Annotated in this window: 25 protein-coding genes; 8 read left to right on the top strand and 17 right to left on the bottom strand. The window is 70.0% G+C overall.

Annotated elements, in window-relative coordinates:
- Positions 1-93: 93 nt before the first annotated feature.
- Together AC3DEV_RS05950 and AC3DEV_RS05945 are read left to right on the top strand one after the other, a co-directional pair.
- Complete coding sequence (locus AC3DEV_RS05950; protein ID WP_069389080.1) at positions 94-756, top strand: potassium channel family protein; 663 nt, start codon at positions 94-96, stop codon at positions 754-756.
- A gap of 76 nt (positions 757-832) precedes the next feature.
- Positions 833-1,492, top strand: a complete 660-nt coding sequence (locus AC3DEV_RS05945) for a potassium channel family protein (RefSeq protein WP_069389099.1) — start codon at positions 833-835, stop codon at positions 1,490-1,492.
- Here AC3DEV_RS05945 and AC3DEV_RS05940 read toward each other — a convergent pair.
- Positions 1,467-2,159, bottom strand: a complete 693-nt coding sequence (locus AC3DEV_RS05940) for a hypothetical protein (RefSeq protein WP_488371554.1) — start codon at positions 2,157-2,159, stop codon at positions 1,467-1,469. The two genes, AC3DEV_RS05945 and AC3DEV_RS05940, sit on opposite strands and share 26 nt — an antisense overlap.
- A gap of 49 nt (positions 2,160-2,208) precedes the next feature.
- Here AC3DEV_RS05940 and AC3DEV_RS05935 point away from each other — a divergent pair, with 49 nt between their 5' ends.
- Both AC3DEV_RS05935 and hrpA read left to right on the top strand, forming a co-directional pair.
- Complete coding sequence (locus tag AC3DEV_RS05935; RefSeq protein ID WP_067717794.1) at positions 2,209-2,397, top strand: hypothetical protein; 189 nt, start codon at positions 2,209-2,211, stop codon at positions 2,395-2,397.
- A gap of 51 nt (positions 2,398-2,448) precedes the next feature.
- Positions 2,449-6,363, top strand: coding sequence for an ATP-dependent RNA helicase HrpA (gene hrpA / locus AC3DEV_RS05930; protein WP_488371553.1), 3,915 nt, complete (start codon positions 2,449-2,451; stop codon positions 6,361-6,363).
- Between the two features lie 10 nt (positions 6,364-6,373).
- Here the strand turns inward: hrpA and nrdR are convergent, their stop codons facing one another.
- Both nrdR and AC3DEV_RS05920 read right to left on the bottom strand, forming a co-directional pair.
- A complete protein-coding gene (nrdR, locus tag AC3DEV_RS05925; protein ID WP_069389083.1) occupies positions 6,374-6,829 on the bottom strand; it encodes a transcriptional regulator NrdR in 456 nt (151 codons plus the stop codon).
- Positions 6,830-6,940: 111 nt separating this feature from the next.
- Positions 6,941-7,375 (bottom strand): hypothetical protein, encoded by a 435-nt coding sequence (locus AC3DEV_RS05920; protein ID WP_067717786.1) that lies wholly within the window; start codon positions 7,373-7,375, stop codon positions 6,941-6,943.
- Positions 7,376-7,564: 189 nt separating this feature from the next.
- On the opposite strand from AC3DEV_RS05920, the gene lexA reads away from it, so the two are divergent.
- Complete coding sequence (lexA, locus tag AC3DEV_RS05915) at positions 7,565-8,275, top strand: transcriptional repressor LexA (protein ID WP_371517770.1); 711 nt, start codon at positions 7,565-7,567, stop codon at positions 8,273-8,275.
- A gap of 39 nt (positions 8,276-8,314) precedes the next feature.
- Here lexA and hflX read toward each other — a convergent pair whose 3' ends face one another.
- Both hflX and dapF read right to left on the bottom strand, forming a co-directional pair.
- Complete coding sequence (gene hflX / locus AC3DEV_RS05910) at positions 8,315-9,763, bottom strand: GTPase HflX (protein ID WP_067717780.1); 1,449 nt, start codon at positions 9,761-9,763, stop codon at positions 8,315-8,317.
- A gap of 53 nt (positions 9,764-9,816) precedes the next feature.
- The gene (gene dapF / locus AC3DEV_RS05905) at positions 9,817-10,707 is read right to left on the bottom strand and encodes a diaminopimelate epimerase (RefSeq protein WP_283467206.1); all 891 of its coding nucleotides are present in this window, start codon (positions 10,705-10,707) and stop codon (positions 9,817-9,819) included.
- 119 nt (positions 10,708-10,826) lie between these two features.
- Between dapF and AC3DEV_RS05900 the strand changes: the two genes are divergently transcribed.
- The gene (locus tag AC3DEV_RS05900; protein WP_488371552.1) at positions 10,827-13,007 is read left to right on the top strand and encodes a malate synthase G; all 2,181 of its coding nucleotides are present in this window, start codon (positions 10,827-10,829) and stop codon (positions 13,005-13,007) included.
- Positions 13,008-13,184: 177 nt separating this feature from the next.
- Here AC3DEV_RS05900 and AC3DEV_RS05895 read toward each other — a convergent pair whose 3' ends face one another.
- Genes AC3DEV_RS05895 through AC3DEV_RS05885 form a run of 3 tightly spaced genes read right to left on the bottom strand, consistent with a single transcriptional unit; the run spans position 13,185 to position 15,609 of the window.
- Positions 13,185-13,931, bottom strand: coding sequence for an IclR family transcriptional regulator (locus AC3DEV_RS05895; protein ID WP_488371551.1), 747 nt, complete (start codon positions 13,929-13,931; stop codon positions 13,185-13,187).
- Positions 13,928-14,881 (bottom strand): tRNA (adenosine(37)-N6)-dimethylallyltransferase MiaA, encoded by a 954-nt coding sequence (miaA, locus tag AC3DEV_RS05890; RefSeq protein WP_488371550.1) that lies wholly within the window; start codon positions 14,879-14,881, stop codon positions 13,928-13,930. The genes AC3DEV_RS05895 and miaA overlap by 4 nt, the downstream gene beginning before the upstream one ends.
- Positions 14,878-15,609, bottom strand: a complete 732-nt coding sequence (locus tag AC3DEV_RS05885) for a class III extradiol ring-cleavage dioxygenase family protein (protein ID WP_488371549.1) — start codon at positions 15,607-15,609, stop codon at positions 14,878-14,880. The genes miaA and AC3DEV_RS05885 overlap by 4 nt, the downstream gene beginning before the upstream one ends.
- 209 nt (positions 15,610-15,818) lie before the next feature.
- Here AC3DEV_RS05885 and AC3DEV_RS05880 point away from each other — a divergent pair, with 209 nt between their 5' ends.
- Positions 15,819-17,222 (top strand): DUF349 domain-containing protein, encoded by a 1,404-nt coding sequence (locus tag AC3DEV_RS05880; RefSeq protein WP_488371548.1) that lies wholly within the window; start codon positions 15,819-15,821, stop codon positions 17,220-17,222.
- A gap of 129 nt (positions 17,223-17,351) precedes the next feature.
- Here the strand turns inward: AC3DEV_RS05880 and AC3DEV_RS05875 are convergent, their stop codons facing one another.
- The 9 genes from AC3DEV_RS05875 to pgsA form a co-directional block, all read right to left on the bottom strand.
- Positions 17,352-17,933 (bottom strand): Rv2732c family membrane protein, encoded by a 582-nt coding sequence (locus tag AC3DEV_RS05875; protein ID WP_120283427.1) that lies wholly within the window; start codon positions 17,931-17,933, stop codon positions 17,352-17,354.
- Positions 17,921-19,492 (bottom strand): tRNA (N6-isopentenyl adenosine(37)-C2)-methylthiotransferase MiaB, encoded by a 1,572-nt coding sequence (miaB, locus tag AC3DEV_RS05870; protein WP_488371692.1) that lies wholly within the window; start codon positions 19,490-19,492, stop codon positions 17,921-17,923. Before miaB ends, AC3DEV_RS05875 begins: the two co-directional genes overlap by 13 nt.
- 26 nt (positions 19,493-19,518) lie before the next feature.
- Complete coding sequence (locus tag AC3DEV_RS05865) at positions 19,519-20,127, bottom strand: regulatory protein RecX (RefSeq protein ID WP_067717753.1); 609 nt, start codon at positions 20,125-20,127, stop codon at positions 19,519-19,521.
- Positions 20,127-21,233 (bottom strand): recombinase RecA, encoded by a 1,107-nt coding sequence (gene recA, locus AC3DEV_RS05860; protein WP_067717750.1) that lies wholly within the window; start codon positions 21,231-21,233, stop codon positions 20,127-20,129. Before recA ends, AC3DEV_RS05865 begins: the two co-directional genes overlap by 1 nt.
- A gap of 226 nt (positions 21,234-21,459) precedes the next feature.
- Positions 21,460-21,654: a DUF3046 domain-containing protein gene (locus AC3DEV_RS05855; RefSeq protein WP_067717747.1), complete on the bottom strand. Its 195-nt coding sequence runs from the start codon at positions 21,652-21,654 to the stop codon at positions 21,460-21,462.
- Between the two features lie 67 nt (positions 21,655-21,721).
- Entirely contained in the window at positions 21,722-22,549 is an 828-nt protein-coding gene (gene pspA / locus AC3DEV_RS05850) for a phage shock protein PspA (protein WP_067717744.1), read from the bottom strand.
- Between the two features lie 96 nt (positions 22,550-22,645).
- On the bottom strand, positions 22,646-22,960 hold the full coding sequence (locus tag AC3DEV_RS05845) for a helix-turn-helix domain-containing protein (protein WP_067717740.1): 315 nt from the start codon (positions 22,958-22,960) through the stop codon (positions 22,646-22,648).
- A 16-nt stretch (positions 22,961-22,976) separates the two neighbouring features.
- A complete protein-coding gene (locus AC3DEV_RS05840; RefSeq protein ID WP_463059901.1) occupies positions 22,977-23,510 on the bottom strand; it encodes a nicotinamide-nucleotide amidohydrolase family protein in 534 nt (177 codons plus the stop codon).
- 5 nt (positions 23,511-23,515) lie between these two features.
- Positions 23,516-24,103 (bottom strand): CDP-diacylglycerol--glycerol-3-phosphate 3-phosphatidyltransferase, encoded by a 588-nt coding sequence (pgsA, locus tag AC3DEV_RS05835; RefSeq protein WP_488371547.1) that lies wholly within the window; start codon positions 24,101-24,103, stop codon positions 23,516-23,518.
- A 76-nt stretch (positions 24,104-24,179) separates the two neighbouring features.
- Here pgsA and AC3DEV_RS05830 point away from each other — a divergent pair, with 76 nt between their 5' ends.
- A complete protein-coding gene (locus tag AC3DEV_RS05830; protein WP_269501358.1) occupies positions 24,180-24,461 on the top strand; it encodes a YciI family protein in 282 nt (93 codons plus the stop codon).
- The last annotated feature ends 4 nt before the right edge of the window (positions 24,462-24,465 follow it).

Here is a 24,465-nt window from a genome sequence, read left to right as displayed (position 1 = left end):
AGGGCCCGCGAGCCCCGCCGGGCAGCATCCGTGGGTGTGAGTAGCGTGTCCGTCACTGGCTCACGTGCGTGGGCCGTGAGGAGTGGACTCGTCATGAGGGTCGTCGTCATGGGCTGTGGTCGTGTCGGGGCCGCGCTGTCCGTCGAACTCGACGCAGCCGGCCACCAGGTCGTGGTGATCGACCGCGACTCGGCTGCGTTCGCCAGATTGTCGGCCGAGTTCTCGGGGCGCACGGTGACCGGCCAGGGCTTCGACAAGACGGTGCTCACCGAGGCCGGGCTCGAGGGGGCCGACGCATTCGCCGCAGTGTCCTCCGGGGACAACTCGAACATCATCGCCGCGCGTGTCGCCCGGGAGACCTTCGGCGTCGACCGGGTGATAGCGCGCATCTACGACGCGGGGCGCGCAGAGGTCTACGAACGACTGGGGATCTCGACCATCGCCACGGTTCCGTGGGCCACCGGTCGTCTGGTCCGTTACATCACCGCCGGGTCGAGTCCCGTCGAGTGGCGGGACCAGACGGACTCCGTGTCCCTCGTCGCCCTCGACGCACCGGCGGCGTGGGTCGGGGTCCCGGTCGACCGGCTCGCGGCCGCGGTCGGAGGACGTGCTGCGGCCGTCACCCGCTTCGGCGAGAGCCGCCTCCCGGACGCTCACACGCTCGTCCAGGCCGACGATGTCCTCCATATCGTCGTGCCCTCGCAGACGGTGTCGGAACTGGACGACCTGGTGCAGGAAGGACCCTCCGATGTCTGAGAATTCCGTCCCCGACTACGCCGACGGCTCGGGATTGCTCGCCGGAGCCCCGGCCAGGACCGTGTACTCCGCGACCATGCGGGTGGTGGTGGCCGGAGCCGGTGTCGTCGGACGGTCGATCGCACGCGAACTCGTGACCGGCGGCCATGACGTCACGCTGATAGACAAGCGCTCCACCGTGTTCTCGGCCGACCCGGTCGACGGGGCGGATCAACAGGTCGGCGACGCCTGCGAGCTCAGTGTCCTCGAACGGTTGGACGTGCAGGCGGCGGACGTGGTGGTGGCCGCCACGGGTGATGACAAGGCCAACCTGGTGGTGAGCCTGTTGGCCAAGACCGAATTCGCGGTGTCCCGGGTCGTCGCCCGCGTCAACGATCCCCGCAACGAGTGGCTCTACGACGAGCGCTGGGGCGTCGACGTGGCGGTGTCGACGCCCCGGCTGATCGTCTCGGTCGTCGAGGAGGCGGTCTCCGTCGGCGACGTGGTCCGTCTGATGACCCTGCGCCGTGGAGGCGCGAACCTGGTGAGCGTGACGCTGCCGGACCAGACCCCGCTGGCGGGGCGGTCGGTGTCCCGCGTTCGGTTTCCCCGGGACGCCGCCCTCGTCGCGATCCTGCGCGGCGGGCGGGTGATCGTCCCCGAACCCGACGTTCCGTTCGAGCCCGGCGACGAACTGCTCGTGGTGGCCCCGGAGGAGGTCGAGGCCGATATCAGCGAGGTCGTCCTGGGCGGGTGACCGTCACCGCGATCTCCCGTCCGTAGTCCCATCCCGGGGCCAGCGGCAGGTCGTCACCGCTCCAGAAACGGCCCGGGTCGTACCAACTCGCCTCACCCGCGGGCAGGAGTACACCCATCGCCTCCAGGGTGACCCCCACGACCTCCGCGCAGTACGCCGCCTCCATACGCATCGCCGCACCGGCATCGGATCCCGAGCGGCCGCTGCGACCCCTGGCGTCCGGCCGCGTCCCACGTGCCGCCCACCGTCCCCGTGCCCACCTCGCGGTGAGACGTCCCGCGGAGGGGAAGGACACCCCGTTCAACCGGGCGATCGACGCCAGTAGCGCGTCCTCGTGTTCCCCACCCACCTCCGGGGAGATCTGGCGGAACCACGCTCGTTGGCCGTACGGCCCGGCCCACTGCCGGACAGCCGACTCGAGGTCATGCAGCTGCACCCCACGCTGGTGGCGACCCGTCCACACGTCCGGCAGCGCCCGTCCCATCTCGGCGTGCCACAGCAGCGGCGGCATGTCGTCCAGGACCACCGCGACGCCCACGTGATTGACGGGTGCGTTCGTCAGGGTCTGGATCAACCGGTCCGCCGTGCTCCGGCCGCGGAAGAGCCAGAGGTCCCCGGTGCGGGTGCGGTGCGCCGCGGCGGCCAGGGGGACGGTGTCGACGCTCATACCGCGATCCTGCCAGGCCGCCCGTGCGTACCCGCCTAGTCTCGGCCGTATGGCTCCCAGAGGACGACAGTGGCTCAAGGTGATCGGCGCGGCGGGTGCAGCGGGGGTGGCCGCCACGGGGATCCTGGCGGCCCGTTCCGAGCGGCGTCGGCGTTCCTACGAGCCCGATGAGGTGCGGGAGCGGCTGCACGAGCGCTACGCGAGGATCCAGAGTCGGCGGGACGGCGTCGTCGACTAGGGACCGCGCCGGTCGGAGCCCGGGGACGCGAGTCGATATCCTTGCGGAACCATGCCGTCGTCCTCCTCACCCACCCCCGATCTCCGCCGAGCCCGAAACGAACTCTTCGCCCGTCTCGACGATGTCGGCACCCTCGACGCCCATCGTCTCCGGTCCCGGGTCCGGCGTGCCCGGGTCGACCAACTGGATGACCTCGGACGGAGGATCGACGAGGCCGCCGAGCGCGTGCGGCGCCGATCAGAGTCGATCCCCACCCCCCGCTACCCGGAACAGCTCCCGGTCAGCGCACGCAAGGACGAGATCGCCGAGGCGATCCGGGACAACCAGGTGGTGGTGATCGCCGGCGAGACGGGGTCGGGCAAGACCACCCAGATCCCCAAGATCTGCCTGGAACTGGGGCGCGGGGTCAAGGGCATGATCGGCCACACCCAGCCGAGGAGGTTGGCCGCCCGCTCCGTCGCCGAGCGGATCGCGGACGAGCTCGGGGTGGAGATCGGTGGCCCGGTCGGTTCCGCCGTCCGCTTCGACGACCGCACCAGCCCCGAGACGGCGGTCAAGCTCATGACCGACGGTGTGCTGCTCGCCGAGATCCGGCGTGACCGGCTGCTGCGGGCCTACGACACGATCATCATCGACGAGGCCCACGAACGCAGTCTCAACATCGACTTCCTGCTGGGTTATCTCAAGCAGATCCTGCCCCGTCGCCCGGACCTCAAACTCGTCATCACTTCCGCCACGATCGACCCGGACCGTTTCGCCCGTCACTTCGCCGGCCCGGAGGGGCGCCCGGCCCCGGTCATCGAGGTCTCGGGGCGCACTTATCCCGTGGAGGTCCGGTACCGGCCCCTACAGGTCGTACACGCCGATCGCGTGGTCGACCTTGATCCCCTCGACGCGCTCGCCGACGCCGTGGCGGAACTCTTACGCGAGGACGACGGTGACGTACTCGTGTTCCTCTCCGGTGAGCGTGAGATCCGCGACGCCGAGGAGGTGCTGCGGGGCCGGAAGTTCCCGAGCACCGAGATCTTCCCGCTGTTCGCCCGCCTCACGGCAGCCGAACAGCAGCGCGCGTTCCGGGCCCATTCCACCCGGCGGGTGGTCCTGTCGACCAATATCGCCGAGACCTCGGTGACCGTGCCCGGCATCCGCTACGTCGTGGACACCGGCCTGGCGAGGATCTCCCGCTACTCCACCCGGACCAAGGTGCAGCGACTGCCCATCGAGCCGGTGTCCCAGGCCTCCGCCGCCCAACGCGCGGGACGCTGCGGCCGCGTCGCCGACGGGATCTGTATCCGCCTCTACTCCGAGGAGGACTTCGACTCGCGCCCCGAGTTCACCGACCCGGAGATCCTGCGGACGAACCTCGCCTCGGTGATCCTGTCCATGGCGGATCTGGACCTGGGCCCCGTCGACGACTTCCCGTTCGTGGAACCCCCGGACCGCAAGGCCGTCCGGGACGGCCTCACCCTGCTCTCCGAACTCGGGGCGGTGAGGGTCGACGACGACGAGCGCCCTCACCTGACCGAGGTGGGCCGTGACATGGCGGCACTCCCCCTCGATCCCCGACTCGCCCGGATGGTGGTCGAGGGCCACCGCAACGGTTCGCTGTCGGACGTGCTGGTGGTGGTCGCCGCACTGACGGTGCAGGACGTCCGCGAACGTCCCGCGGAGGAGCGGGACAAGGCAGATCTGCTGCACCGCCGCTTCGCGGACAAGACGTCCGACTTCCTCGGATATCTCAATCTGTGGAGGTACATCACCGAGCAGCGCCGTGAGCTGTCCGGCAGCGCCTTCCGCAAGATGTGCAAGGCCGAGTATCTGCACTGGCTACGCATCCGAGAGTGGCAGGACCTCAACGCCCAGCTGCGGAGCATGTGCCGTGAACGAGGGTGGCATCCCGCGTCCGGACACGCCGCGGAGGACGACCTCCACAAGGCGGTCCTGACCGGTCTGCTCACCAATGTCGGTATGCGAGACGAGGAGACCCGCGAGTTCCGGGGCACCCGGGGCATCCGGTTCCAGGTGTTCCCCGGGTCGGACCTGTCCAGGAAGCCTCCCCGCTGGGTGATGGCATCCGAACTCGTCGAGACGTCCCGGTTGTGGGCGCGTGACGTCGCCCGGATCGATCCGGGGTGGATCGAGCAACTCGGGGGTCACCTCACCCGCACCCAGTACTCCGAACCGCACTGGTCGGACGCCCAGGGTGCGGCGATGGCGTATGAGAAGGTGCTGCTGCTGGGATTGACCGTGGTGGAGGCGCGGCGGATCCTGCTCTCCAGGGTCGACGCCCCGCTCGCCCGCGAGATGCTCGTCCGCCACGGGATCGTGGAAGGACGCCTGGATACCCGGGTCCCGGTCATCCGCGAGAACGCCGAGGCCGTGGAGCAGGCCCGTGAACTGGAGACGCGGAGCCGCCGTCGGGATCTGGTGATCGACGACGAGGCATTGGTGGCCTTCTATCTCGATCGCCTGCCCGAGGACATCACCTCCGGCCGGCATCTGGAGTCCTGGTGGAAGAAGCGTGGTCATCGCGACCAGGAGGCCCTCCGTCTCACCCCCGAGGACATACGCACCTCCGAGGCGGTGCCCGATGCCGCCGATTTCCCGCCCCTCTGGCGTCAGGGAGAGCGGAGTTTCGAACTGCGGTACGCGTTCGATCCGGGCGTCACCACCGACGGGATCACGGTGCGCATCCCGCTGCCGCAGCTGTCCTCGGTCACCACCGCCGGGTTCGAATGGCTGGTGCCGGGGCTGCGGGAGGAGCTCTATACCGAGATGCTCCGCACGCTGCCCAAGTATCTGCGTCGACTGTGTTCTCCGCCCGCCGAGTTCGCGTCCCTGTTGGCGGGAGACGTCTCGCCCCGGTCCGCCCCGTTGTCCGTCGCGCTCGCGCGGGCGCTGTCTACTCGGATCGGTACCACGGTCGACCCGCGTGACTTCGATCAGAACCAGCTACCGGGCCATCTCCGGATGCGTTTCGAGGTGGTCGACGGGGACGAGGTCGTGGCCTCCGGAACGGATCTCGCGCAGTTGAGGACCCGGTTGGTGGACAGGGTACGGGCGACCCTCAACGCCCGTCTGGTACCCGACAGGGGGCCCTACCGGGAGTGGACATCCGACACCGTCGGCGACCTCCCGCAGTCGGTCACCGGCTCGGTGGACGGGGTCGAGGTGACCGTCTACCCCGCCCTGCGTGTCGGTGGGGACGGAATTCACCTCGTGGCGTGCGCCACGGAGGACGAGCGTCGATCCACCCAGGCGTCGGCGGTGCTCACGCTGGTCTCGGCCGGCCTGGTCTCCGCGGCGTCGATTCTGCGCGGCCGTCCGGTCCAGCAGCGACTCGCGCTCACCCAGTACCCGCACGGAGGGATGGAATCCCTGGTGTCGGATGCATCGCTCGCTGCGAGTGGGCGGATCATCGCCCGGCGAAAGGGCGCACCGGTTCTCACGGTCGCGGAATTCCACGAACTCCAGGCCACTGCGCGGGCGGAGGTCCCCGGTGCGGTGGCGTCCGCGATCTCGTCGGCGGTTCCCGCGCTGATGGCCGCCCAGTCCGTGTCGGGCCGTCTGGCGGGGGCGCCCGCAGATGTCGCCGACGATGTCCGTCCTTCACTGGACTTCCTCGTCGGGCGCGGATTCCTCGCCCGCCATCCCTCGGATGTGCTTCCACATCTGGAGCGACATGTGCGGGCGGTCGGCCTCCGGTTGGACCTCGCGGAGAAGTCACCCGCCCGGCACGGCGAACTCACGGCGAAGTTGAACCGCTCCGAGTCGATCGTCGAGGAGGCGTGCGCCGCGCTGCGGCGGCGGCCGGGTGGCGCACGGGCGTGCCGCGACCTGCGGTGGATGCTCGCCGAGTACCGGGTGGGGCTGTTCGCGCAGTCACTGGGTACCGCCCGGCCGGTCTCGGCAGAGCGGATCGACAAGGCGGTGGCGTCTGCGCTCGCCCCGCGGTCGTCCCGATGATGCCGCGTGGTCAGCGGCTCGCGCGGCGCTCCCGGAGGGCGATGATCTCGCGTTCGAAGTCGTCGGCCGAGCTGAACTGCTTGTACACGGACGCGAACCGCAGGTAGGCGACCTCGTCCAGATCCTGCAGAGGGCCCAGGATGGCGAGCCCGATCTCGTGGGCGGGAACCTCGGACGCACCGCCGGATCGCACAGCGTCCTCGACCTGCTGGGCGAGGCGACGCAGAGCGTCCTCGTCAACCGATCGTCCCTGGCACGCGCGGCGGACACCGCGGACGACCTTGTCCCGACTGAACGCCTCGGTCACCCCGTTCCGCTTGAGAACCGTCAGCAGGGGCGTCTCCAGCGTCGTGAACCGGTGTCCACACCGGGGGCACTCCCGGCGACGCCGGATCGCCTGACCCTCGTCGACGGATCGTGAGTCGATTACCCGGGAGTCCTCGTGGTGGCATGTCGGGCAGTACATTCCCGTGGGGCCCTTCGTCGACCGGAGTTCACGCGTCTCGGATCGTGCCTGACGGAACGCGGGGGCGGTAGACCACCGCCCACGGTCCATTCTAGGAGGCCCGCTGCCCGGTCACGCGTAGGCGGGTCCACCGAGGAAGGCCACTGCGAGAAGCATGATCACGCCGAATGCGATCCCGCACGCCAGTAGCGCCCAGGCCGGCACGTCGTCGACGACCCCGGTGGACGCCGGGGCCTCGACATGGCACGCCCGCACGCGGTCCGTGGAGACCGGGCGCACGAGCACGCGGCGACCCGGGGCGACCGACGTGACGGCGGCCGGACGGGCGGTCACCCGCGGCCGGACGAGATTCTCCGCACGCGAGGACGTGACGGCGGGCCGGCTGCCCTCCGGTCGGGCCAGGGGGCGTCGCGGCGCACGGGTGGACCGCGCCGACACGTCACCGGGCCGGTCGAGGTGCGCGACCCGTCCACGATGGTCGTCGGGGCAGACCTCGGTCCACCGCGCGGCCGGACGTGGGTGGGACTGAAGCTCGACAACGGTCATGGTGGCTCCCTACTCGATACGGTGTGCGATCGTGATTCGCACACCTGTATGTGTTTCTCAGTACATCTGTTCGAATCCGAACTCCCCTAGAGTTGTATCACGCGACTCCGACACAGTCACGATCCACGGAGGAATTTCTTCGAACACGTGTGTGGCGCGCCGCAGCCCGTGGCACTAGGGTGTAGACAGATCACAGCGTCGAACATCCATTCGCCGAAGGGACCACACGAGATGCCGAAGCCCGATTTCGAGTCACTGACGGACCGACAGAAGAGCGTTCTGCTCCACATCCACGACACCGTCAAGGAGCGTGGCTATCCGCCGAGCATCCGCGAGATCGGGGACGCGGTCGGCTTGCAGTCCACGTCGTCGGTGGCGCATCAACTCCGCACGCTGGAGAAGAAGGGCTTCCTGACGCGGGATCCGCACAAGCCGCGGGCGGTCGATGTCCACGGTGTCCCGGGGCAGAAGTCACGGGGCCGTCGGTCACCTGCTCCGGAGCCCCAGCGTCCGGGCGGCGCGGTCGAACCCGTCTACGTCCCCGTGCTCGGCCGGATCGCGGCGGGCGGGCCCATCCTCGCGGAGCAAGCCGTCGAGGAGATCTTCCCGCTGCCGTCGGACCTCGTCGGATCAGGCGATCTGTTCATGCTCAAGGTCGTCGGCGAGTCGATGATCGACGCCGCCATCTGCGACGGCGACTACGTGGTGGTCAGGCGGCAGAACGTCGCGGACAACGGGGAGATCGTCGCCGCCATGATCGACGGGGAGGCGACGGTCAAGACCTTCCGGAACGACTCGAGCGGAGTCTGGTTGCTGCCCCACAATCCGTCGTTCAGCCCGATTCCGGGCGAGCACGCGACGATCCTCGGCAAGGTCGTGACAGTGTTCCGGAAACTCTGAGTCCCGGTTCGAACGACGCGCCGCCCGTCCCCGCAGGGGTCAGGCGGCGCCGTCATGTGGACCGCGGGCGGCGAACTCGTCCAGTTCGCCGGCCACGGACGCGGGCAGTCGGACCACCAGCCGGGTTCCGTCCTGGGTGTGTTCCTCCTCGACCACTGCGCCCTCGGCGTGGACCCGAGACACCACGTCCCCGCGGGAGTACGGGACGGACAGGGTCACCTCGGTGTCCCCCGAGGCGACGATCTGCGTGATTCGCTCGAGGAGTTCGTCGACACCCTGCCCGGTGACCGCCGAGACGAACACGGCGTCGGGCAGCGCGTGGTGCAACTCGGTGAGGACCACGGGATCCGCGGCGTCGATCTTGTTGATCACCAGGAGTTCCCGAGGCCGCTCCGCGTTCTGCTCCTCGACCACCTCGTTGATCACCTTGCGCACCGCCTCGATCTGGCGGAGCGGGAAGGCATCCGAACCATCCACGACGTGGAGGAGCAACTCGGAGTCGACGACCTCTTCCAGTGTGGACCTGAACGCCTCGACCAACTGGGTCGGCAGGTGTCGGACGAATCCCACGGTGTCCGTGAAGACGACTGCTCTGCCGTCAGGCAACTCGGCCTTGCGCGTCGTCGGGTCGAGTGTGGCGAACAGGGCGTTCTGAACCAGGACGCCGGCTCCGGTGATCCTGTTGAGCAGGCTCGACTTCCCGGCGTTCGTGTATCCGGCGATGGCGATGGACGGCACCGGAGTGGAACGCCGTCGGTGCCGTTTGGTGTCTCGGGCCTGCTTCATCCCCTTGATGTCCCGGCGCAGACGGGCCATCCGCTCGCGGATCCGACGCCGATCGGTCTCGATCTTGGTCTCACCCGGGCCACGGAGACCGACGCCGCCGTTGCTCCCGGCACGACCGCCCGCCTGGCGCGACAGCGACTCGCCCCACCCACGCAGACGGGGGAGCATGTACTCCATCTGGGCGAGGGTCACCTGGGCCTTGCCCTCACGGCTGGTGGCGTGCTGCGCGAAGATGTCGAGGATCAGCGCGGTACGGTCGATGACCTTCACGTTGACCGCCTTCTCCAGCGCGAGCAACTGTCCCGGGGTGAGTTCGCCGTCGCAGATGACGGTGTCCGCGCCGGTCGCGGCGATCACGTCCTTGAGGACGCTGACCTTGCCCGACCCGATGTATGTGGCGGCATCGGGCTTGTCGCGGCGCTGGATGAGCGCGTCGCACACTTCCGATCCCGCGGTCTCGGCGAGCTGGGCGAGCTCGTCCATCGCGGCGTCCGCCTGCGCGGCGGACCCTTCGGTCCAGACACCGACGAGCACGACCCGTTCGAGTCGGAGCTGGCGGTACTCGGCGTCGTTGACGTCCTGGAGTTCGGTGGAGAGTCCCGCCACCCGGCGCATCGAGGATCTCTCCTCGAGCTGGAAATCACCGATGGACGGATCGAGGTCGCGTGTCGGCCGGTCAGCGGCCGTGTGATCAGTAGTCATTCGGGTTCATCTTCTCACACCGGGCCCCCCGGTGTCCCGTGCGAGACGGTGTGCTACCGACCACGGTGGTAATGACCGCGGGCGACGAGTGTGGACGGCCCGGTGAGCGAGGACCCGGCCTCGGTGAGTGAGACCTCGACCTCGCCGCCGGGGACCACCACGACGACGTCGCCCGTCGCCTCCCCCGAGTCGGCCAGCGCGGCGACCGCGGTCGCGACGATTCCGGTTCCGCAGGACATGGTCTCCCCTGATCCCCGCTCGTGGACCCGCATCGAGACCCGACCGTCCACCATCGGGGTGGCGATCTCGACGTTGACGCCGTCGGGGAAGAAGTCCCGGTCGTACACCGGGGTCTCCTGCACCGGCAGCCCGGCGAGGTCCGCGGCGTCCAGATCGGGGACCACACAGGCGAGGTGCGGATTTCCCATGTCGACGGCGAGTCCCGCGAAGGTCCGGCCACCGACCTCCGCCGAGGACAGTCCGAGCAGACGCGGCTCCCCCATGTCCACCCGCACCACCGCGTCATCACCCGAGTGGGAGAGGACCTCGGCGGGGCGGGCCCCTGACCGCGTGCCCACCGGGATGGAGCCGGACTCCGCTCTCCCGGTCGCGACGAGGGCGTGGGCGAAGACCCGGACCCCGTTGCCGCACATCTCCGCGATGGAACCATCGGCGTTGCGGTAGTCCATGAACCAGTCCCCACCGTCCACGCCGGGCGGCAGGGTCGCGAGCACGCCCCGGTCGACGAGGGCTCCGGCGGTCGCGATTCTCAGGACTCCGTCGGCGCCGATTCCGGCACGCCGATCGCACAGTGCCCGTACGAGGTCCACGTCGAGGTCCAGGTCGGCCTGATCGTCCGGGAGGATCACGAAGTCGTTGAGGGTGCCGTGGCCCTTGAGGAAGGCGATACCGTCGGGCTGCGAGGCCTGGCGCGTCGAAGTCATGGCGAAATCGTACTCGCCGGCGGGGGCCGTTCCGCACTGTGGAAATGTCGGATGATGCCGGACGGTACGCCCACTAGAGTCGGCCTGGAGAACGGTCCCCTACCTCCAGGAGAGCATCGATGTCCGAACGCATCACTGTCGGCGGAATCCAGGTCGACGAGGTCCTGTACGACTTCGTCAACTCCCAGGCGATCCCGGGCACCGGGGTCGATCCCGACGCGTTCTGGGCGGGCGCCTCCGAGATCTTCACCGAAATGGCCCCCCGCAACCGCGAACTGCTCGACACCCGCGACCGGTTGCAGTCCCGGATCGACGCCTGGCACCACGAGAACCCGGCGCCGATCGACCCGGGCGCCTACAAGGCGTTCCTGCGGGAGATCGGGTACCTGGTGCCCGAGCCCGAGTCCGTCTCCGTCACGACCGAGAACGTCGACGCGGAGATCGCCACGGTCGCCGGCCCACAGCTCGTCGTGCCGGTCATGAACGCCCGGTTCGCGATCAACGCGGGTAACGCCCGCTGGGGTTCGCTCTACGACGCCCTCTACGGCACCGATGCGATCCCGGAGTCCGACGGCGCCGAGCAGGGCTCGGGATACAACAAAGTCCGCGGGGACAAGGTCATCGACTGGGCCCGTGAATTCCTCGACGACGCCGCACCGCTGGAGTCGGGCAGCCACGTGGGCTCCACTGCCTACGCCGTGGTCGACGGAGGCCTGCAGGTGACCGTGTCCGACGGGTCGACCGCCCGGTTGGCGGCCCCGGAGAAGTTCGTGGGCTACCTGGGCGAGCCCTCGAGCCCGTCCTCGGTCCTGCTGTGCAACAACGGTCTGCACATCGAGATCCAGATCGACCCGGACTCCCCCATCGGCTCGACCGACGGCGCCGGCGTCAAGGACGTCGTCCTGGAGTCCGCCGTCTCCACCATCATGGATTTCGAGGACTCGGTCGCCGCCGTCGACGCCGAGGACAAGACCCAGGGCTACAGCAACTGGCTGGGTCTCATGAAGGGAGACCTGTCCGAGGAGATCACCAAGGGCGACAAGACCTTCACCCGTGTCCTCAACGACGACCGGGTCTTCACCGCGCCCGATGGTTCGGGTGAAGTCCGTCTCCACGGCCGCTCGATGCTGTTCGTGCGCAACGTCGGCCACCTGATGACCAACCCGGCCGTGCTCGACGCCGACGGCAACGAGATGCCCGAGGGCATCCTCGACGCACTGGTCACCTCGCTCGCCGGCATGCACGGGATCGCCGAGGGCAACGAGCGCCGGAACAGCCGCCACGGGTCGATCTACATCGTGAAGCCCAAGCAGCACGGGCCGGAGGAGGTCGCGTTCACCACCGAGCTGTTCGGTCGTGTCGAGAAGCTCCTCGGGCTGCCCGAGAACACCCTCAAGGTGGGCATCATGGACGAGGAGCGTCGTACCTCGGTCAACCTCGCCGCCTGCATCGCCGAGGCCACCGAACGGGTCGTGTTCATCAACACCGGCTTCCTCGACCGGACCGGCGACGAGATCCACACCTCCATGGAGGCCGGGCCGATGATCCGCAAGGGCGAGATGAAGGGCGCCCGGTGGATGAACGCCTACGAGGACTTCAACGTCGACACGGGTCTGGCGTGCGGCCTGCGTGGCCGTGCCCAGATCGGCAAGGGCATGTGGGCCAAGACCGACCTCATGGCCGAGATGCTCGCCGAGAAGATCGGCCAGCCCGAGGCCGGCGCCAACACCGCGTGGGTGCCCTCGCCGACCGGCGCCACGCTGCACGCCACCCACTACCACCGGGTCAACGTCATGACCCGGCAGGAAGAGCTGCTCGCCGGGGGTGCCCGCGCGAGTGTCGACGACATCCTCACCGTCCCCCTGGCCCCGTCCACGGACTGGACGGACGAGGAGAAGAAGGAAGAGGTCGACAACTCCTGCCAGACCATCCTCGGCTACGTCGTGCGGTGGGTCGAGCAGGGCATCGGCGTCTCCAAGGTGCCGGACATCCACGACGTCAACCTCATGGAGGACCGCGCCACCCTGCGGATCTCCTCGCAGATGCTGGCCAACTGGATCCGTCACGACATCATCACCGCCGACGACGTCGAGGACTCGCTGCGCCGGATGGCCGAGATCGTCGACAAGCAGAACGCCGGCGACGACGCCTACCGGAACATGGCACCGGACTTCGACTCGTCCATCGCCTGGCAGGCGGCCCGGGAACTGATCCTCGAGGGCACCAAGCAGCCGTCGGGCTACACCGAGCCGATCCTGCATCGCCGTCGTCGCGAGTTCAAGGCCGCCAACGCGGGCTAGACCGGCGCCGGCCCACCCGCCGACCCGCAGAATCCGCCACGTCCGCCCGACTTCCGATCCCACGCCGGTGGGGCCGGTTCCGGGCGGGGGTGGCGGATTCTCCGCTCTCACGGCCGCGGGCGTCCTGCGCCCGGCCCGATGGCGTCCGGCGGGCGGGCGTGCTCGCCGGACGCGAGATCAGGGGACGAGCCCGGCCACGGCCGCACGCAGGATCGCGACGGCGGCGTCGCGGCGATCGCGCGTGAACCTGGCCTCCGGGCCGGATGCCGACACCGCGAAGGCGGCGTCCCCGGTACCCACCGCGATGGCGACGCAGCGGACGCCCTCCTCCTGCTCGGACTCATCGGTGGCGAACCCGGCCTGTCGCACCAGCCGCAGTTCGTCGATCAACCTGTCGGGCTCGACGATGGTCGAGTCGGTGAAGCGGCGCATGCCCGCCCTGTCGAGCATCCTGCGGACCTCGTCGTCGTCGTCGCCCGCGACCAGGGCCTTGCCCACCGCGGTGCAGTGCACGTCCACCCGTCGTCCCACCTCGGTGAACATCCGCATCGAGTGTGGGGACGGCACCTGGGCGAGGTAGACCACCCCGTCGCCCTCCCGGACGGCCAGGTTGGCGGTCTCCCCGGTGCCCTCGACCACGGCGGTGAGCACCGGCACGGCCCAGGACGCGGTGGCGCGTCCGGCGACGTCGCCGATCCGCTGGAGGCGCGGTCCGAGCAGGTAGTCGCGGCCCGCGTCGCGCCGGAGGTGCCCGCTCTCGGCGAGCGTGCCGCACAACCGGTGGACGGTGGCGGCGGCCAGACCCGTGTCGGCGACGAGGTCCCCGAGGCTCGCCCGACCCCCGCGGATGCTCAGCGCGTCGAGTAGGTCGAAGGCCCGGTCGACGGACTGGACCCGCGGCCGCCCGGGTCCGGGGCTGCTCACGGTCGGCCCTCCCCGAGGATCCCCAGCGCGGCCTCGAGCGGGCGGGGTGCGTGGGCGTCGCGTCCGTGGGTGTCGGTGTCTATCCACCGGATCCGGTGATCCCGGCCGAACCATGACCGCTGGCGCCGGACGTAGCGGCGGGTCCCGATCACCGTCCGTTCCTCGGCGCGGGCCGCCCCGGCGTCGTCGATCCGCTGCTGCCCGTCCATCTCGTCGAGCACCTGGGCGTACCCGATCGCGCGCCGTGCGGTGACGCCCTCGAGCAGCCCGACTCCCACGAGCCGGCGGACCTCCGGGACGAGCCCGTCGGCGAACATCGCGGCCGTACGCGTCGTCAGCCTCTCGTCCAATTCGGGCAGACCGCAGCGCAGGCCCAGCATGCGCGTGCCCCAGCGCGGCTCCCCGATCGTCGGTCGGGAGGCGGAGAAGGGCTTGCCGGTGAGTTCCACGACCTCCAATGCGCGCACGGTGCGCCTGGGGTCGCTGGGGAGGATGGTCTGCGCGGCCTCGGGGTCCACCACGGCGAGTTCGGCGTGCAGGGCCTGCACCCCGATCTGCTCGAGGCGACGTTCGTAGTGGGCGCGCACGTCCGGGTCCGTGTCCGGGATCGACCACCCGTCGACAAGCGCCTGGATGTACATCATCGACCCTCCGCACAGGATCGGCACGTGGCCGCGATCGCGGATCTCGGAGATCTCGCGTTCCGCCTCGGTGCGGAAGTCCGCGACGCTGGCGGTCTCGGTGACGTCCAGCACGTCGAGCCGGTGGTGCGGGATCCCCCGCCGCTGAGCCGGTGTCAGTTTGGCGGTGCCGATGTCCATGCCGCGGTACTGCTGCATGGCATCGCAGTTGACGATCTCACCGCCGAGCCGCTCGGCCAGGCCGAGGGCCAGCTCGGACTTTCCGGTCCCGGTCGGCCCCACCACGGCGACGGGGTTTCGCCCGGTCATGACGGTGCCCCGGGTTCGCCGGGCGTGGCGGCCGGCGCGTCGACGACCACCGTGGCATGCGCGGCGGCCTTCGGCGGCCACCACGCGCCGTGATACCCCACGCCGAACGGTGCCCAGGACAGCGCCTCGACGGCAGTTCGGTCTGCGACGAGCTCCGCCAGGACGAGCCACGAGGGCCGGCTCCACCAGCCGATCTCGTCAGCCACTCGCTCGCCGGGGTCGGGGAGCCCGCCCGAGGCGCGCAACCACCGGGCGAGCCGCCCGTCGAGCGCGATACCGCGGGGGTCCTCCGGTACGGGAGCACGCGGAGTGAGGGAGGCGGGGCCGTCGGCGACGACGACGACGAGGTCGTCCGACACCGGCGTGGGGACGGGCTGCGGTCCCCCGGTCACGCCGACGAACCTCCTCGGGAGGTCGATACCCGCCAGGTCGAGCAGCCACCAGGCGATCAACGCCGGGTCGGGAACCGCAGCGTGCGGCGCCGGCGGGGCACCGGGCGGGCCCACGGGCACGTCGACCCCCCATCTGGAGAGCGAGGAGCGCATGTCCCCAAGACTTCTGCCCGCGTGGTCGGTCCCCAGGACGACGACCCGTGTCGCGCCGCGTCCGGCCCGGCGGAGCATCTCGCATATCGTGGCCACACCGCCCTCGGTCTCGGCCACCGCAGAGCCGGACAGCTCCGGCACGAGGACCGGCGCTCCGGGGACCAGGACGACAGAGGGGCTCACATCCGGAAACCCTACTGACCGCCCCCGACGCCGCGGAACGGACCCGTCCGGGGATGCCGCGGGGATACGGCGGGGATACGCCGGACACCCGGGCGGGGGTTGGTACACACTAGGAGGATGCCGTCTCCTCGATACGGGGCGGCGAGGCGATGACCGGTGCGATCCCGGTGACGGTGCCGTGACACGCGGCAGAAGGAAACGAGGACGACATGACCGAGCAGTCACCCACCGCCCAGGGCGGATCGAGTCCGGGCGGATCGAGTTCGGGCGGATCGAGTTCGGGCGGAGCGACCCCGACCCCCGGTCCGAGGCCGGGTGCGCCATCCCCCGCCGCGTTGGCACGCAAGGTGGCACCGCGGCCGACCCCCGCGGGTACCCCGGGGGTCACGCGCGCCTCGGACCCCTCGCAGTGGGGTCGCGTCGACGAGTCGGGCGCGGTGTTCGTCCGGACCTCCGACGGTGAGCGTCAGGTCGGGTCGTGGCAGGCCGGCGCTCCCGAGGAGGGCCTCGCGCACTTCGGTCTGCGCTTCGATGACCTCGCCGCCGAGGTCGCCCTGCTCGAGACCCGTCTCGAGTCCCATCCGCAGGACGCCAGGAAGACCCGCGCCTCGGCGGAGACCCTGGCCGAACAGATCCCCACCGCCGCCGCCGTGGGCGATCTGGATTCTCTCACCGCGCGTGTGGCTGCGGTGATCGAGCGTTCCGGCGAGGTCGAGGCCGTGTCGAAGCAGCGCAAGGACGAGCAGCGGGCGGCCGCGATCGCGCGGAAGGAGGCGTTGGCGGACGAGGCCGAGGAGATCGGGGCGTCATCGACGCAGTGGAAGTCCGCCGGGGACCGTCTGCGAGAGATCCTCGAGGAATGGAAGACGATCCGGGGTATCGACCGCAAGACGGACGACGCCCTGTGGAAGAGGTTCTCCAAGGCCCGGGAGGCGTTCAACCGTCGCCGGGGCTCGCACTTCGCCGAACTGGACCGCAACCGCGCCTCGGTCAAGAAGGTCAAGGAGGACCTGGTGGAGCGGGCGGAGGCCCTGTCCGGATCCACCGACTGGAACGACACGGCCACGGCGTTCCGTCGTCTCATGGACGAGTGGAAGGCCGCCGGCCGGGCCCCGCGGGATGCCGATGAGGCCCTGTGGAAGCGGTTCAAGGCGGCCCAAGACACGTTCTTCGACGCCCGCCACGCCGCCGCTGCGGAACGGGACGCCGAGTTCGAGACCAACGCCCAAGCCAAGGAGGCCCTGCTCGCCGAGTACGAGGGCCGGATCGATCCTGCGGCCGACCTGGGCGCCGCCCGGTCCACTCTCCGGCAGCTGCAGTCGCGGTGGGAGGAGATCGGCAAGGTCCCGCGCGAGCGGATGGGTCAGTTGGAGGGGCGTATCCGGGCCCTGGAGAAGCGTGTCGCCGACGCGGCGGACACGGAATGGCGTCGAACCGACCCGGAGGCCAAGGCCCGCGCCGGCCAGTTCTGGGACCGGGTCCACGACTTCGAGGAGCAGGCCGCGAAGGCGGACGCTGCGGGCAAGAACAAGGACGCCGAGAGCGCCCGGGCCCAGGCCGCGCAGTGGAAGGAGTGGGCGGAGGCAGCCGAGAAGGCTGTCGACACCCGCTGACGCGCCCCACCGGCGGCCACCCGCCGACGGGCGACGAGAACTCGCAGACGAGAAGAGCCCGGCCCGTCACGACGGGGCCGGGCTCTTCTCGCGCCGGTCATCCCACCGTGCGTCGTCCGGGAGGTCGGTTCAGCGCCCGTCTCCGTGACGGGCGTTCTCCTCGAGGGTGATCTGCTCCGGGGTCCGCGCCCACAGCACGCTCGCCAGCGTGATGACCAGCGCGAACACGATGATCTCACTGAGGTAGAGGCCAATGCCGGGCCCGCCGAAGTCCTGCACATCAGGGTTGGGCCCGCGACCGGACTGGCGGAGCCAGATCGCCAACACGCCGTAGACGGCGGACACGCACGTCGCACTCCAGGCGATCCCGGCGGCCCACCACTTCTGGGTCATGATCATCGCTGCCCCGAACGCGATGGTGCCCACGGAGTACAGGAGCACGAACAGATGGGACGGCAGGGTCGTGTACTGCTCACGCGCCACGTCGGTGAAGAACAGGACGTCGAGTCCCCGCACCCCCTCGCTGTGCGGCAGGGCCAGGGCGACGGCCAACAGGACGATGAGGACGGCGGACGCCAGGTAGGCCCGCCCGATCACGAGGGTGCGCCCGAGGACGCGGTCACGGTCTCGCATCTCCGATTCCGCGTTCCGGGTGACTTCCATGATCCCCGCGATCGGATCGGGACGGTCGTCGGTGCTCACGTGGGGCATCCCTTCTCGGTGGTGACTGGGGCGCTGACGGTGTCGCGCCGGAGCGTGGGAAGTCCGAGCCCGACCCCGATGGGCGGGGTCTCGGGCTTGTGGCCCGCCGCGTGACGATCCCCGGCCCGGGTGGCCCGGTGGCTGAGCACCCCGTCATCGGCGAGCAGGTGGTGAGGGGCCGCTGCGGTGACGCGGGTGGTCACCACGTCACCCGGACGCACCCGATCGGCGTGGTCGCCGATGGGTGCGAAGTGCACGAGCCGACCGTCGCGGGCCCGGCCCGTCATCCGTGCGGTGGCCGCGTCCTTGCGGCCCTCGTCGGCGGTCACGAGGAGTTCGACGACCCGCCCGACCTGCTTCTGGTTCTCCTCGAGGGTGATGCGCTCCTGGAGCTCGATCAGCCGCTCGTAGCGTTCCTGGACCACGGCCTTGGGGATCTGGTCCTCCATGGTGGCCGCGGGGGTCCCCGGGCGGGGCGAGTACTGGAAGGTGAACGCGCTGGAGAACCGGGCCTTCTCGACCACGTCGAGGGTTGCCTGGAAGTCCTCCTCGGTCTCCCCGGGGAACCCGACGATGATGTCGGTGGTGATGGCCGCGTGCGGCATGGCCGCGCGGACGCGCTCGATGATCCCGAGGAAGCGCTCGGACCGGTAGGAGCGTCGCATGGCGCGCAGGACGCGGTCGGACCCGGACTGCAGCGGCATGTGCAGTTGGGGGCAGACGGTCGGTGTGGAGGCCATGGCCTCGATCACGTCGTCGGTGAACTCCGCCGGGTGCGGCGAGGTGAAGCGGATCCGTTCGATCCCCTCGACCCGGCCGGCCGCCCGCAGCAGTGAGGCGAAGGCTCCCTTGTCGGAGGGCTCGTCGGGGTCGTGGAAGGACCGCCCGTAGGCGTTGACGTTCTGGCCGAGCAGCGTGACCTCGAGGACGCCCTCGTCGGCGAGCGCCTGCACCTCGGCCAGGACCTCGCCGGGCCGACGATCGACCTCTTTGCCGCGCAGGGACGGAACGATGCAGAACGTGCAGGTGTTGTTGCATCCCACGGACACCGAGACCCACCCGGCGTATGAGGATTCGCGGGTGGCCGGCAGGGTCGACGGGAAATGCTGCAGGGAGTCGGCGATCTCCACCTCGGCCCGCTCGTTGTGGCGGGAGCGGTCGAGGAGCGTCGGCAGGTGTCCGAGGTTGTGGGTGCCGAACACGACGTCGACCCACGGTGCGCGGGAGACGACGACGTCCTTGTCCTTCTGCGCGAGGCACCCCCCGACGGCGATCTGCAGGCGGGGGTTCGCGTCCTTCCACGGCCGCAGGTGACCGAGGGTGCCGTAGAGCCGGTTGTCGGCGTTCTCCCGGACCGCGCAGGTGTTGAACACGACCAGATCGGGAAGGTGACCTCCGGCCGGGTCGGCGTCGCCCTCGAAGGGCACGTACCCCGCGGCGTCGAGGACCCCGGCGAGACGCTCGGAGTCATGGACGTTCATCTGACATCCGAAGGTGCGAACCTGGTAGGTCCGGCGGGCGTCGCCCTCGGCATGCGCTTCCTGCGCCGCCGCCTGCAGGTCGGTCACGAGAGTATCCACGCAGGCCAGGGTACTCAGGGCGATGCGTGGGCCGCCAATTCGGCGTCCACGACTTTCACCGCCAACCCCGTCGGATAACCCCGCCGGGCCAGGAAGGCGATGAGCCTGCGCCGCTCGCCCTGCACGTCCGGCCCGGACAGTGCGGCGCGCGGCCGGCGATCCAGCCGACCGCGTACCAGTTCGGCGGCCTGCCGACGGTCATCCGACTCGTCGATCTCGCCGACAGCCCGGGCGATGTGCGCCTCCGCCACGCCCTTGTCCCGCAGCTCGCGCTCTAGGGCGCCGCGCGAACGGCCACGGCGTCTCCTACGGCCACGTACCCACTCCTCGGCGAAGTCGGCATCGTCGACCAGTCCCCACGCCCTGACCCTGCCGAGCGCCTCGTCGACAGCCTCCGCGGCGTACTCCTTGTCGAGCAGCCGCTCGCGCAACTCGTGCTCACTGCGCGGCCGGTAGCGCAGTAGTCGGAGCGCGGCGTTCGCGGCCTCGTGTGCTTCGGGGGCCAGGGGCGGAAGGTCCGAGGACCCGGAGGGCCTGGCCTCCACCGCGGCGATCGCCGTACGGAGTTCCTCCGCCCCGGGCGCCCCGGCGCCGCGGGGCCCGCGGGTGTCCCTGCCCGACATCAGAACTCGACGGGCACCACGTCGATCGGCGCGTCCTCGTCGGACTCCGCCTCGATCTCGGCGATCTCCGCCCCCGCGCCGATATTGAGCTTGTCCAGGATCTTGCGCTCAATCTCGTCCCGCACCGACGGGTTCTCCTTGAGGTACCGACGGGCGTTCTCCTTGCCCTGGCCCAACTGGTCCGGTCCGTAGGTGAACCAGGACCCCGACTTCTTGATGAAGCCGTTGTCCACGCCCATGTCGATGAGCGAGCCCTCGCGGCTGATCCCCTCGCCGTAGAGGATGTCGAACTCCGCGATCTTGAACGGCGGCGCGACCTTGTTCTTGACGACCTTGCACTTGGTGCGGTTACCGACCGCGTCGGCACCGTCCTTGAGCGTCTCGATACGGCGCACGTCCAACCGCACCGACGCGTAGAACTTCAGCGCCTTACCACCGGTGGTGGTCTCGGGCGAGCCGAACATGACGCCGATCTTCTCGCGCAGCTGGTTGATGAAGATCGCGGTGGTGCCGGTGTTGTGCAGCGCGCCCGTCATCTTCCGCAGGGCCTGGCTCATGAGTCGCGCCTGCAGGCCGACGTGGCTGTCGCCCATCTCCCCCTCGATCTCGGCACGGGGGACGAGCGCCGCCACGGAGTCGATCACCAGGATGTCGATCGACCCGGAGCGGACCAGCATGTCCGCGATCTCGAGGGCCTGCTCACCCGTGTCCGGCTGGGAGACGATGAGGTTGTCCGTGTCCACGCCGAGCTTGCGGGCGTACTCCGGATCCAGGGCGTGCTCCGCGTCGATGAACGCCGCGATCCCGCCAGCCGCCTGCGCGTTGGCCACGGCGTGCAACGCGACCGTGGTCTTACCCGAGGACTCCGGCCCGTAGATCTCCACGACGCGTCCCCGGGGGAAGCCGCCCACGCCCAGTGCCACGTCGAGGGACAGCGCCCCGGTCGGGATGACCTGGACCGGCGGCCGGTTGTCGTCACCCAACCGCATGACCGAGCCCTTGCCGTAGGCCTTGTCGATCTGCGCGAGGGCCAGTTCCAGCGCCTGTTCGCGATTCTGGGCCACGCCCGTCTTGGTCCCCGACTTCGCGGTGGTCTTGGGTGCCATGGTGCTCTCCGTTCCTGCGCGACCCCCGGCGTCCGGCCGATCGGTCTGGGTGGTGATTCAGTTGCGGACGTTACGGGCCGGGTACGACACGAACGTCTCGCGCGAACCCGGCGACCGCTTTCCTGTGGAGGAAGGGCGCCCTGTGGACGGGGCGAACCGTCATCACGTGACACCCAGTGTAGGCGAACGGGTGTTCGAGGTCGACCGACACGCCGCGGACGGAGCGCTAGTGCAGCTGTTCGGGTACCTCGAACTCGGCGCACAACGCCAACCACACTCGCTTGACGGGGAGGCCGGCGTCGATCGCCTCGAGGGCGGTCCTCCCGCCACACTCCGCCAGATGGTGCGATCTGGTCAGACTGTCGGCGCGGAGTTCACCGAAGGCCTCCACGGTGCGTGCGCGGAACTCGGTCAGGGTCACGTCTCGCCCTCCCCTACGGACGACGACGGGCCGCCGGCGTGGTCGCCGACGGCCCGTTGCCGCGAGATCACTGCTGTTCGGTCTGCGCCTGCTGCTGCTGCGGCGGCGCGGCCGGCTCGGACTGGCCCTGGCCGAGCTGGCCGGTGGCACCGGTACCGGACCCGAGTTGGCCGCCCTCCGCCATCGACGCGCGGATCTGCTCGAGGCGGCTGTGGCCGGCCATCTGGGTCGAGGCCTGCTCGACCTCGAGCATGCGACCCTGCACCGAGTTCTGTGCGAGTTCCGCCGAGCCCAGGGCGTTGGCGTAGCGTCGCTCGATCTTGTCGCGGACCTGGTCGAGGTTCGGGGTGTTGCCGCCCGAGGACAGCTCCGACATCGACTGCAGGGAGGCGCTGACCTGCTCCTGCATCTTGGCCTGCTCCAGCTGACTGAGCAGCTTGGTGCGCTCGGCCACGCGCTGCTGGAGGACCATCGCGTTCTGCTCGACGGCCTTCTTGGCCTGGGCGGCGGCCTGGAGCGACTGGTCGTGCAGGCCCTTGAGGTCCTCCACACTCTGCTCGGCCGTGACCAGTTGGGCCGCGAACGCCTCCGCGGCGTTCTCGTATTCGGTGGCCTTGGCCGCGTCACCCTTCTGGCGCGCCTGCTCCGACATCTGCAATGCCTGCCGGGTGGAGCCCTGGAGCTTCTCGATCTCCGCGAGCTGCCGGTTGAGCTTCATCTCCAGCTGGCGCTGGTTGCCGATGACCGCCGCAGCCTGCTGCGAGAGCTGCTGGTGCTGACGCTGCGCGTCAGCGATCGCCTGCTGGATCTGGACCTTGGGGTCGGCCTTCTCGTCGATCTTCGAATCGAACAACGCCATGAGGTAGCGCCATGCCTTGGTAAACGGATTGGCCATCGCTGCGTAGTGTCCTTCTGCCGATTCGGACGACGGGTCTGTTCAACGGTACCGAACAACGCACGGTTGCGACCACCGGGCGTGACGGGCGCGCGGTCAGGCCGCGAGCACCGGCTCGGTGAACGTGCCCGGAGGGGAGACCTCGAGGGCGGCGCGGATGAGGATCTCGCCCAGGGAGACGTCGAGCGCCCCGGAGATGGAGGCCAGCAGTTCGCTGGAGGCCTCCTTGCGGCCGCGCTCGATCTCCGAGAGGTACCCGGGGCTCACACGGGCGGCGTCGGCCACGTCCCGCAGGGTCCGACCGGATTCCCCGCGCAGGCCGCGCAGGACCGTCCCGAGCGTCTCGCGTAGCAGAGGGGCACCGCCGGGCTGGTCCGGTCTGGGCAGGGTGGTCATCTGGATGTTCGGCATCACGGGGTACAACGCATCACATCCCGGATTCGTTCCCGTCGTCGTCGTCACCGGTCCCCTCCCCCGTCGCCGCCGCGATGACCAGCTCCAACGCCGCCGTGCACGCCGCCGTACGGATACGGCTCCGGTCGCCGCTCAACGCCAGCGTCACGGACCAGGGCTCCCTCCCGGGAACCGTCAGGCCGACGTGGACGGTCCCCACCGGCCTGCCCTCCTGGGGCTCGGGCCCCGCCACCCCCGTCAGGCCCACGCCGACATCGGCACCACAGCGCCGCGCAGCCCCGCGCGCGAGTGCGCGGGCGGTCTCCGCGGACACGGCCCCGTGCCGCTCCAGGACCTCGGTCGGCACCCCGGCGAGGTCGTGCTTCAGCTCCGTCGCGTAGACGATCAACCCGCCGCGGAGCACCATGCTGGCCCCCGGCACCTCGGCGACGGTGGCCGCGAGCAGCCCGGCCGTGAGGGACTCGGCCGTCGCCAGGGTCCATCCGCGGTCCCGCAGTGCGGAGACGGCGGCGGCCGCCGGCGGGGACACGGCGGCGGAGGGATCCACGGGGGTCAGTCCGCGGTGCGTGCGGCCCGGCGGGCCTTGACCAGGTAATCGATGCCGGTGAAGACGGTGAGCACCACGGCCGCACCGACCACGATCCATTCCACCGGCCACACCCAGTGCGGCAGCGGCAGGATGAGCATCCCCATGCCGACCGTCTGTGTGACGGTCTTGAGCTTGCCTCCCCTGCTCGCGGCCACGACGTAGTCCACCCCGAACAGGCGCCACAGCGTGATGCCGACCTCGCGGACCAGGATCACCACGGTCACCCACCAGAACAGCTCGCCCACCAGTGAGAGCGAGATGAGCGCGGCGGCGATGAGCGCCTTGTCGGCGATCGGGTCGGCGATCTTGCCAAAGTCGGTGACCAACCCGAGCTTGCGGGCCAGGTGACCGTCGACGTAGTCGGTGAACATCGCCACGGCGAAGACGACGAACGCCCCCACCCGCCACCAGGGATCCTGGGCGTCGGCGACGAAGAACAGGACCACGAAGACGGGGACCAGGAGGATCCTCACCACCGTGAGGACGTTCGCGATGTTGAGGACGGGCACCTCGTCGGTTCGGCGCCTGTTCTCGCGCGTGGAAGCAGTCACCCCCTCACCTTAGCGAGGACGGCGGGAATACCCTTGGTCGCGACGCACCCCCGACCCCGATCCCAGGAGATCCACGATGCCGCTCTTCGCCGTCACCTACCGCTACTCCGACGCCCAGACCGAGGAGCGGGAGGCCAACAAGCCCGCCCACCGCGAGTGGCTGTCCGCCCGCGTCGACGACGGGTCCGTCCGGTCCGTGGGACCGTTCGTCGACGGATCCGGGGCGTTGCTGGTGGTGGAGGCCGACGACGACGAGGCCGCACGATCGCTCGTGGGCGACGACCCCCACTGCCTGCGCGGAATGGTCTCGGAGATCACGGTCCGGGAGTGGAAGCCGGTCTTCGGCGCCCTCGCCTGACGCA

It is taken from the genome of Dietzia sp. IBK-p2-15D (assembly GCF_057773105.1).
Note: the sequence above shows the minus strand (reverse complement) of the source record. Positions and strands in the feature narration are given on the sequence as shown.

Bases quoted from the DNA above. Each gene is read 5' to 3' on its own strand.
- AC3DEV_RS05950 (WP_069389080.1), top strand. From the start codon at position 94: ATGAGGGTCGTCGTCATGGGCTGTGGTCGTGTCGGGGCCGCGCTGTCC.
- AC3DEV_RS05945 (WP_069389099.1), top strand. From the start codon at position 833: ATGCGGGTGGTGGTGGCCGGAGCCGGTGTCGTCGGACGGTCGATCGCA.
- AC3DEV_RS05940 (WP_488371554.1), bottom strand. From the start codon at position 2,159: ATGAGCGTCGACACCGTCCCCCTGGCCGCCGCGGCGCACCGCACCCGC.
- AC3DEV_RS05935 (WP_067717794.1), top strand. From the start codon at position 2,209: ATGGCTCCCAGAGGACGACAGTGGCTCAAGGTGATCGGCGCGGCGGGT.
- hrpA (WP_488371553.1), top strand. From the start codon at position 2,449: ATGCCGTCGTCCTCCTCACCCACCCCCGATCTCCGCCGAGCCCGAAAC.
- nrdR (WP_069389083.1), bottom strand. From the start codon at position 6,829: ATGTACTGCCCGACATGCCACCACGAGGACTCCCGGGTAATCGACTCA.
- AC3DEV_RS05920 (WP_067717786.1), bottom strand. From the start codon at position 7,375: ATGACCGTTGTCGAGCTTCAGTCCCACCCACGTCCGGCCGCGCGGTGG.
- hflX (WP_067717780.1), bottom strand. From the start codon at position 9,763: ATGACTACTGATCACACGGCCGCTGACCGGCCGACACGCGACCTCGAT.
- dapF (WP_283467206.1), bottom strand. From the start codon at position 10,707: ATGACTTCGACGCGCCAGGCCTCGCAGCCCGACGGTATCGCCTTCCTC.
- AC3DEV_RS05900 (WP_488371552.1), top strand. From the start codon at position 10,827: ATGTCCGAACGCATCACTGTCGGCGGAATCCAGGTCGACGAGGTCCTG.
- miaA (WP_488371550.1), bottom strand. From the start codon at position 14,881: ATGACCGGGCGAAACCCCGTCGCCGTGGTGGGGCCGACCGGGACCGGA.
- AC3DEV_RS05880 (WP_488371548.1), top strand. From the start codon at position 15,819: ATGACCGAGCAGTCACCCACCGCCCAGGGCGGATCGAGTCCGGGCGGA.
- AC3DEV_RS05875 (WP_120283427.1), bottom strand. From the start codon at position 17,933: ATGCCCCACGTGAGCACCGACGACCGTCCCGATCCGATCGCGGGGATC.
- AC3DEV_RS05865 (WP_067717753.1), bottom strand. From the start codon at position 20,127: ATGTCGGGCAGGGACACCCGCGGGCCCCGCGGCGCCGGGGCGCCCGGG.
- recA (WP_067717750.1), bottom strand. From the start codon at position 21,233: ATGGCACCCAAGACCACCGCGAAGTCGGGGACCAAGACGGGCGTGGCC.
- pspA (WP_067717744.1), bottom strand. From the start codon at position 22,549: ATGGCCAATCCGTTTACCAAGGCATGGCGCTACCTCATGGCGTTGTTC.
- AC3DEV_RS05845 (WP_067717740.1), bottom strand. From the start codon at position 22,960: ATGCCGAACATCCAGATGACCACCCTGCCCAGACCGGACCAGCCCGGC.
- AC3DEV_RS05830 (WP_269501358.1), top strand. From the start codon at position 24,180: ATGCCGCTCTTCGCCGTCACCTACCGCTACTCCGACGCCCAGACCGAG.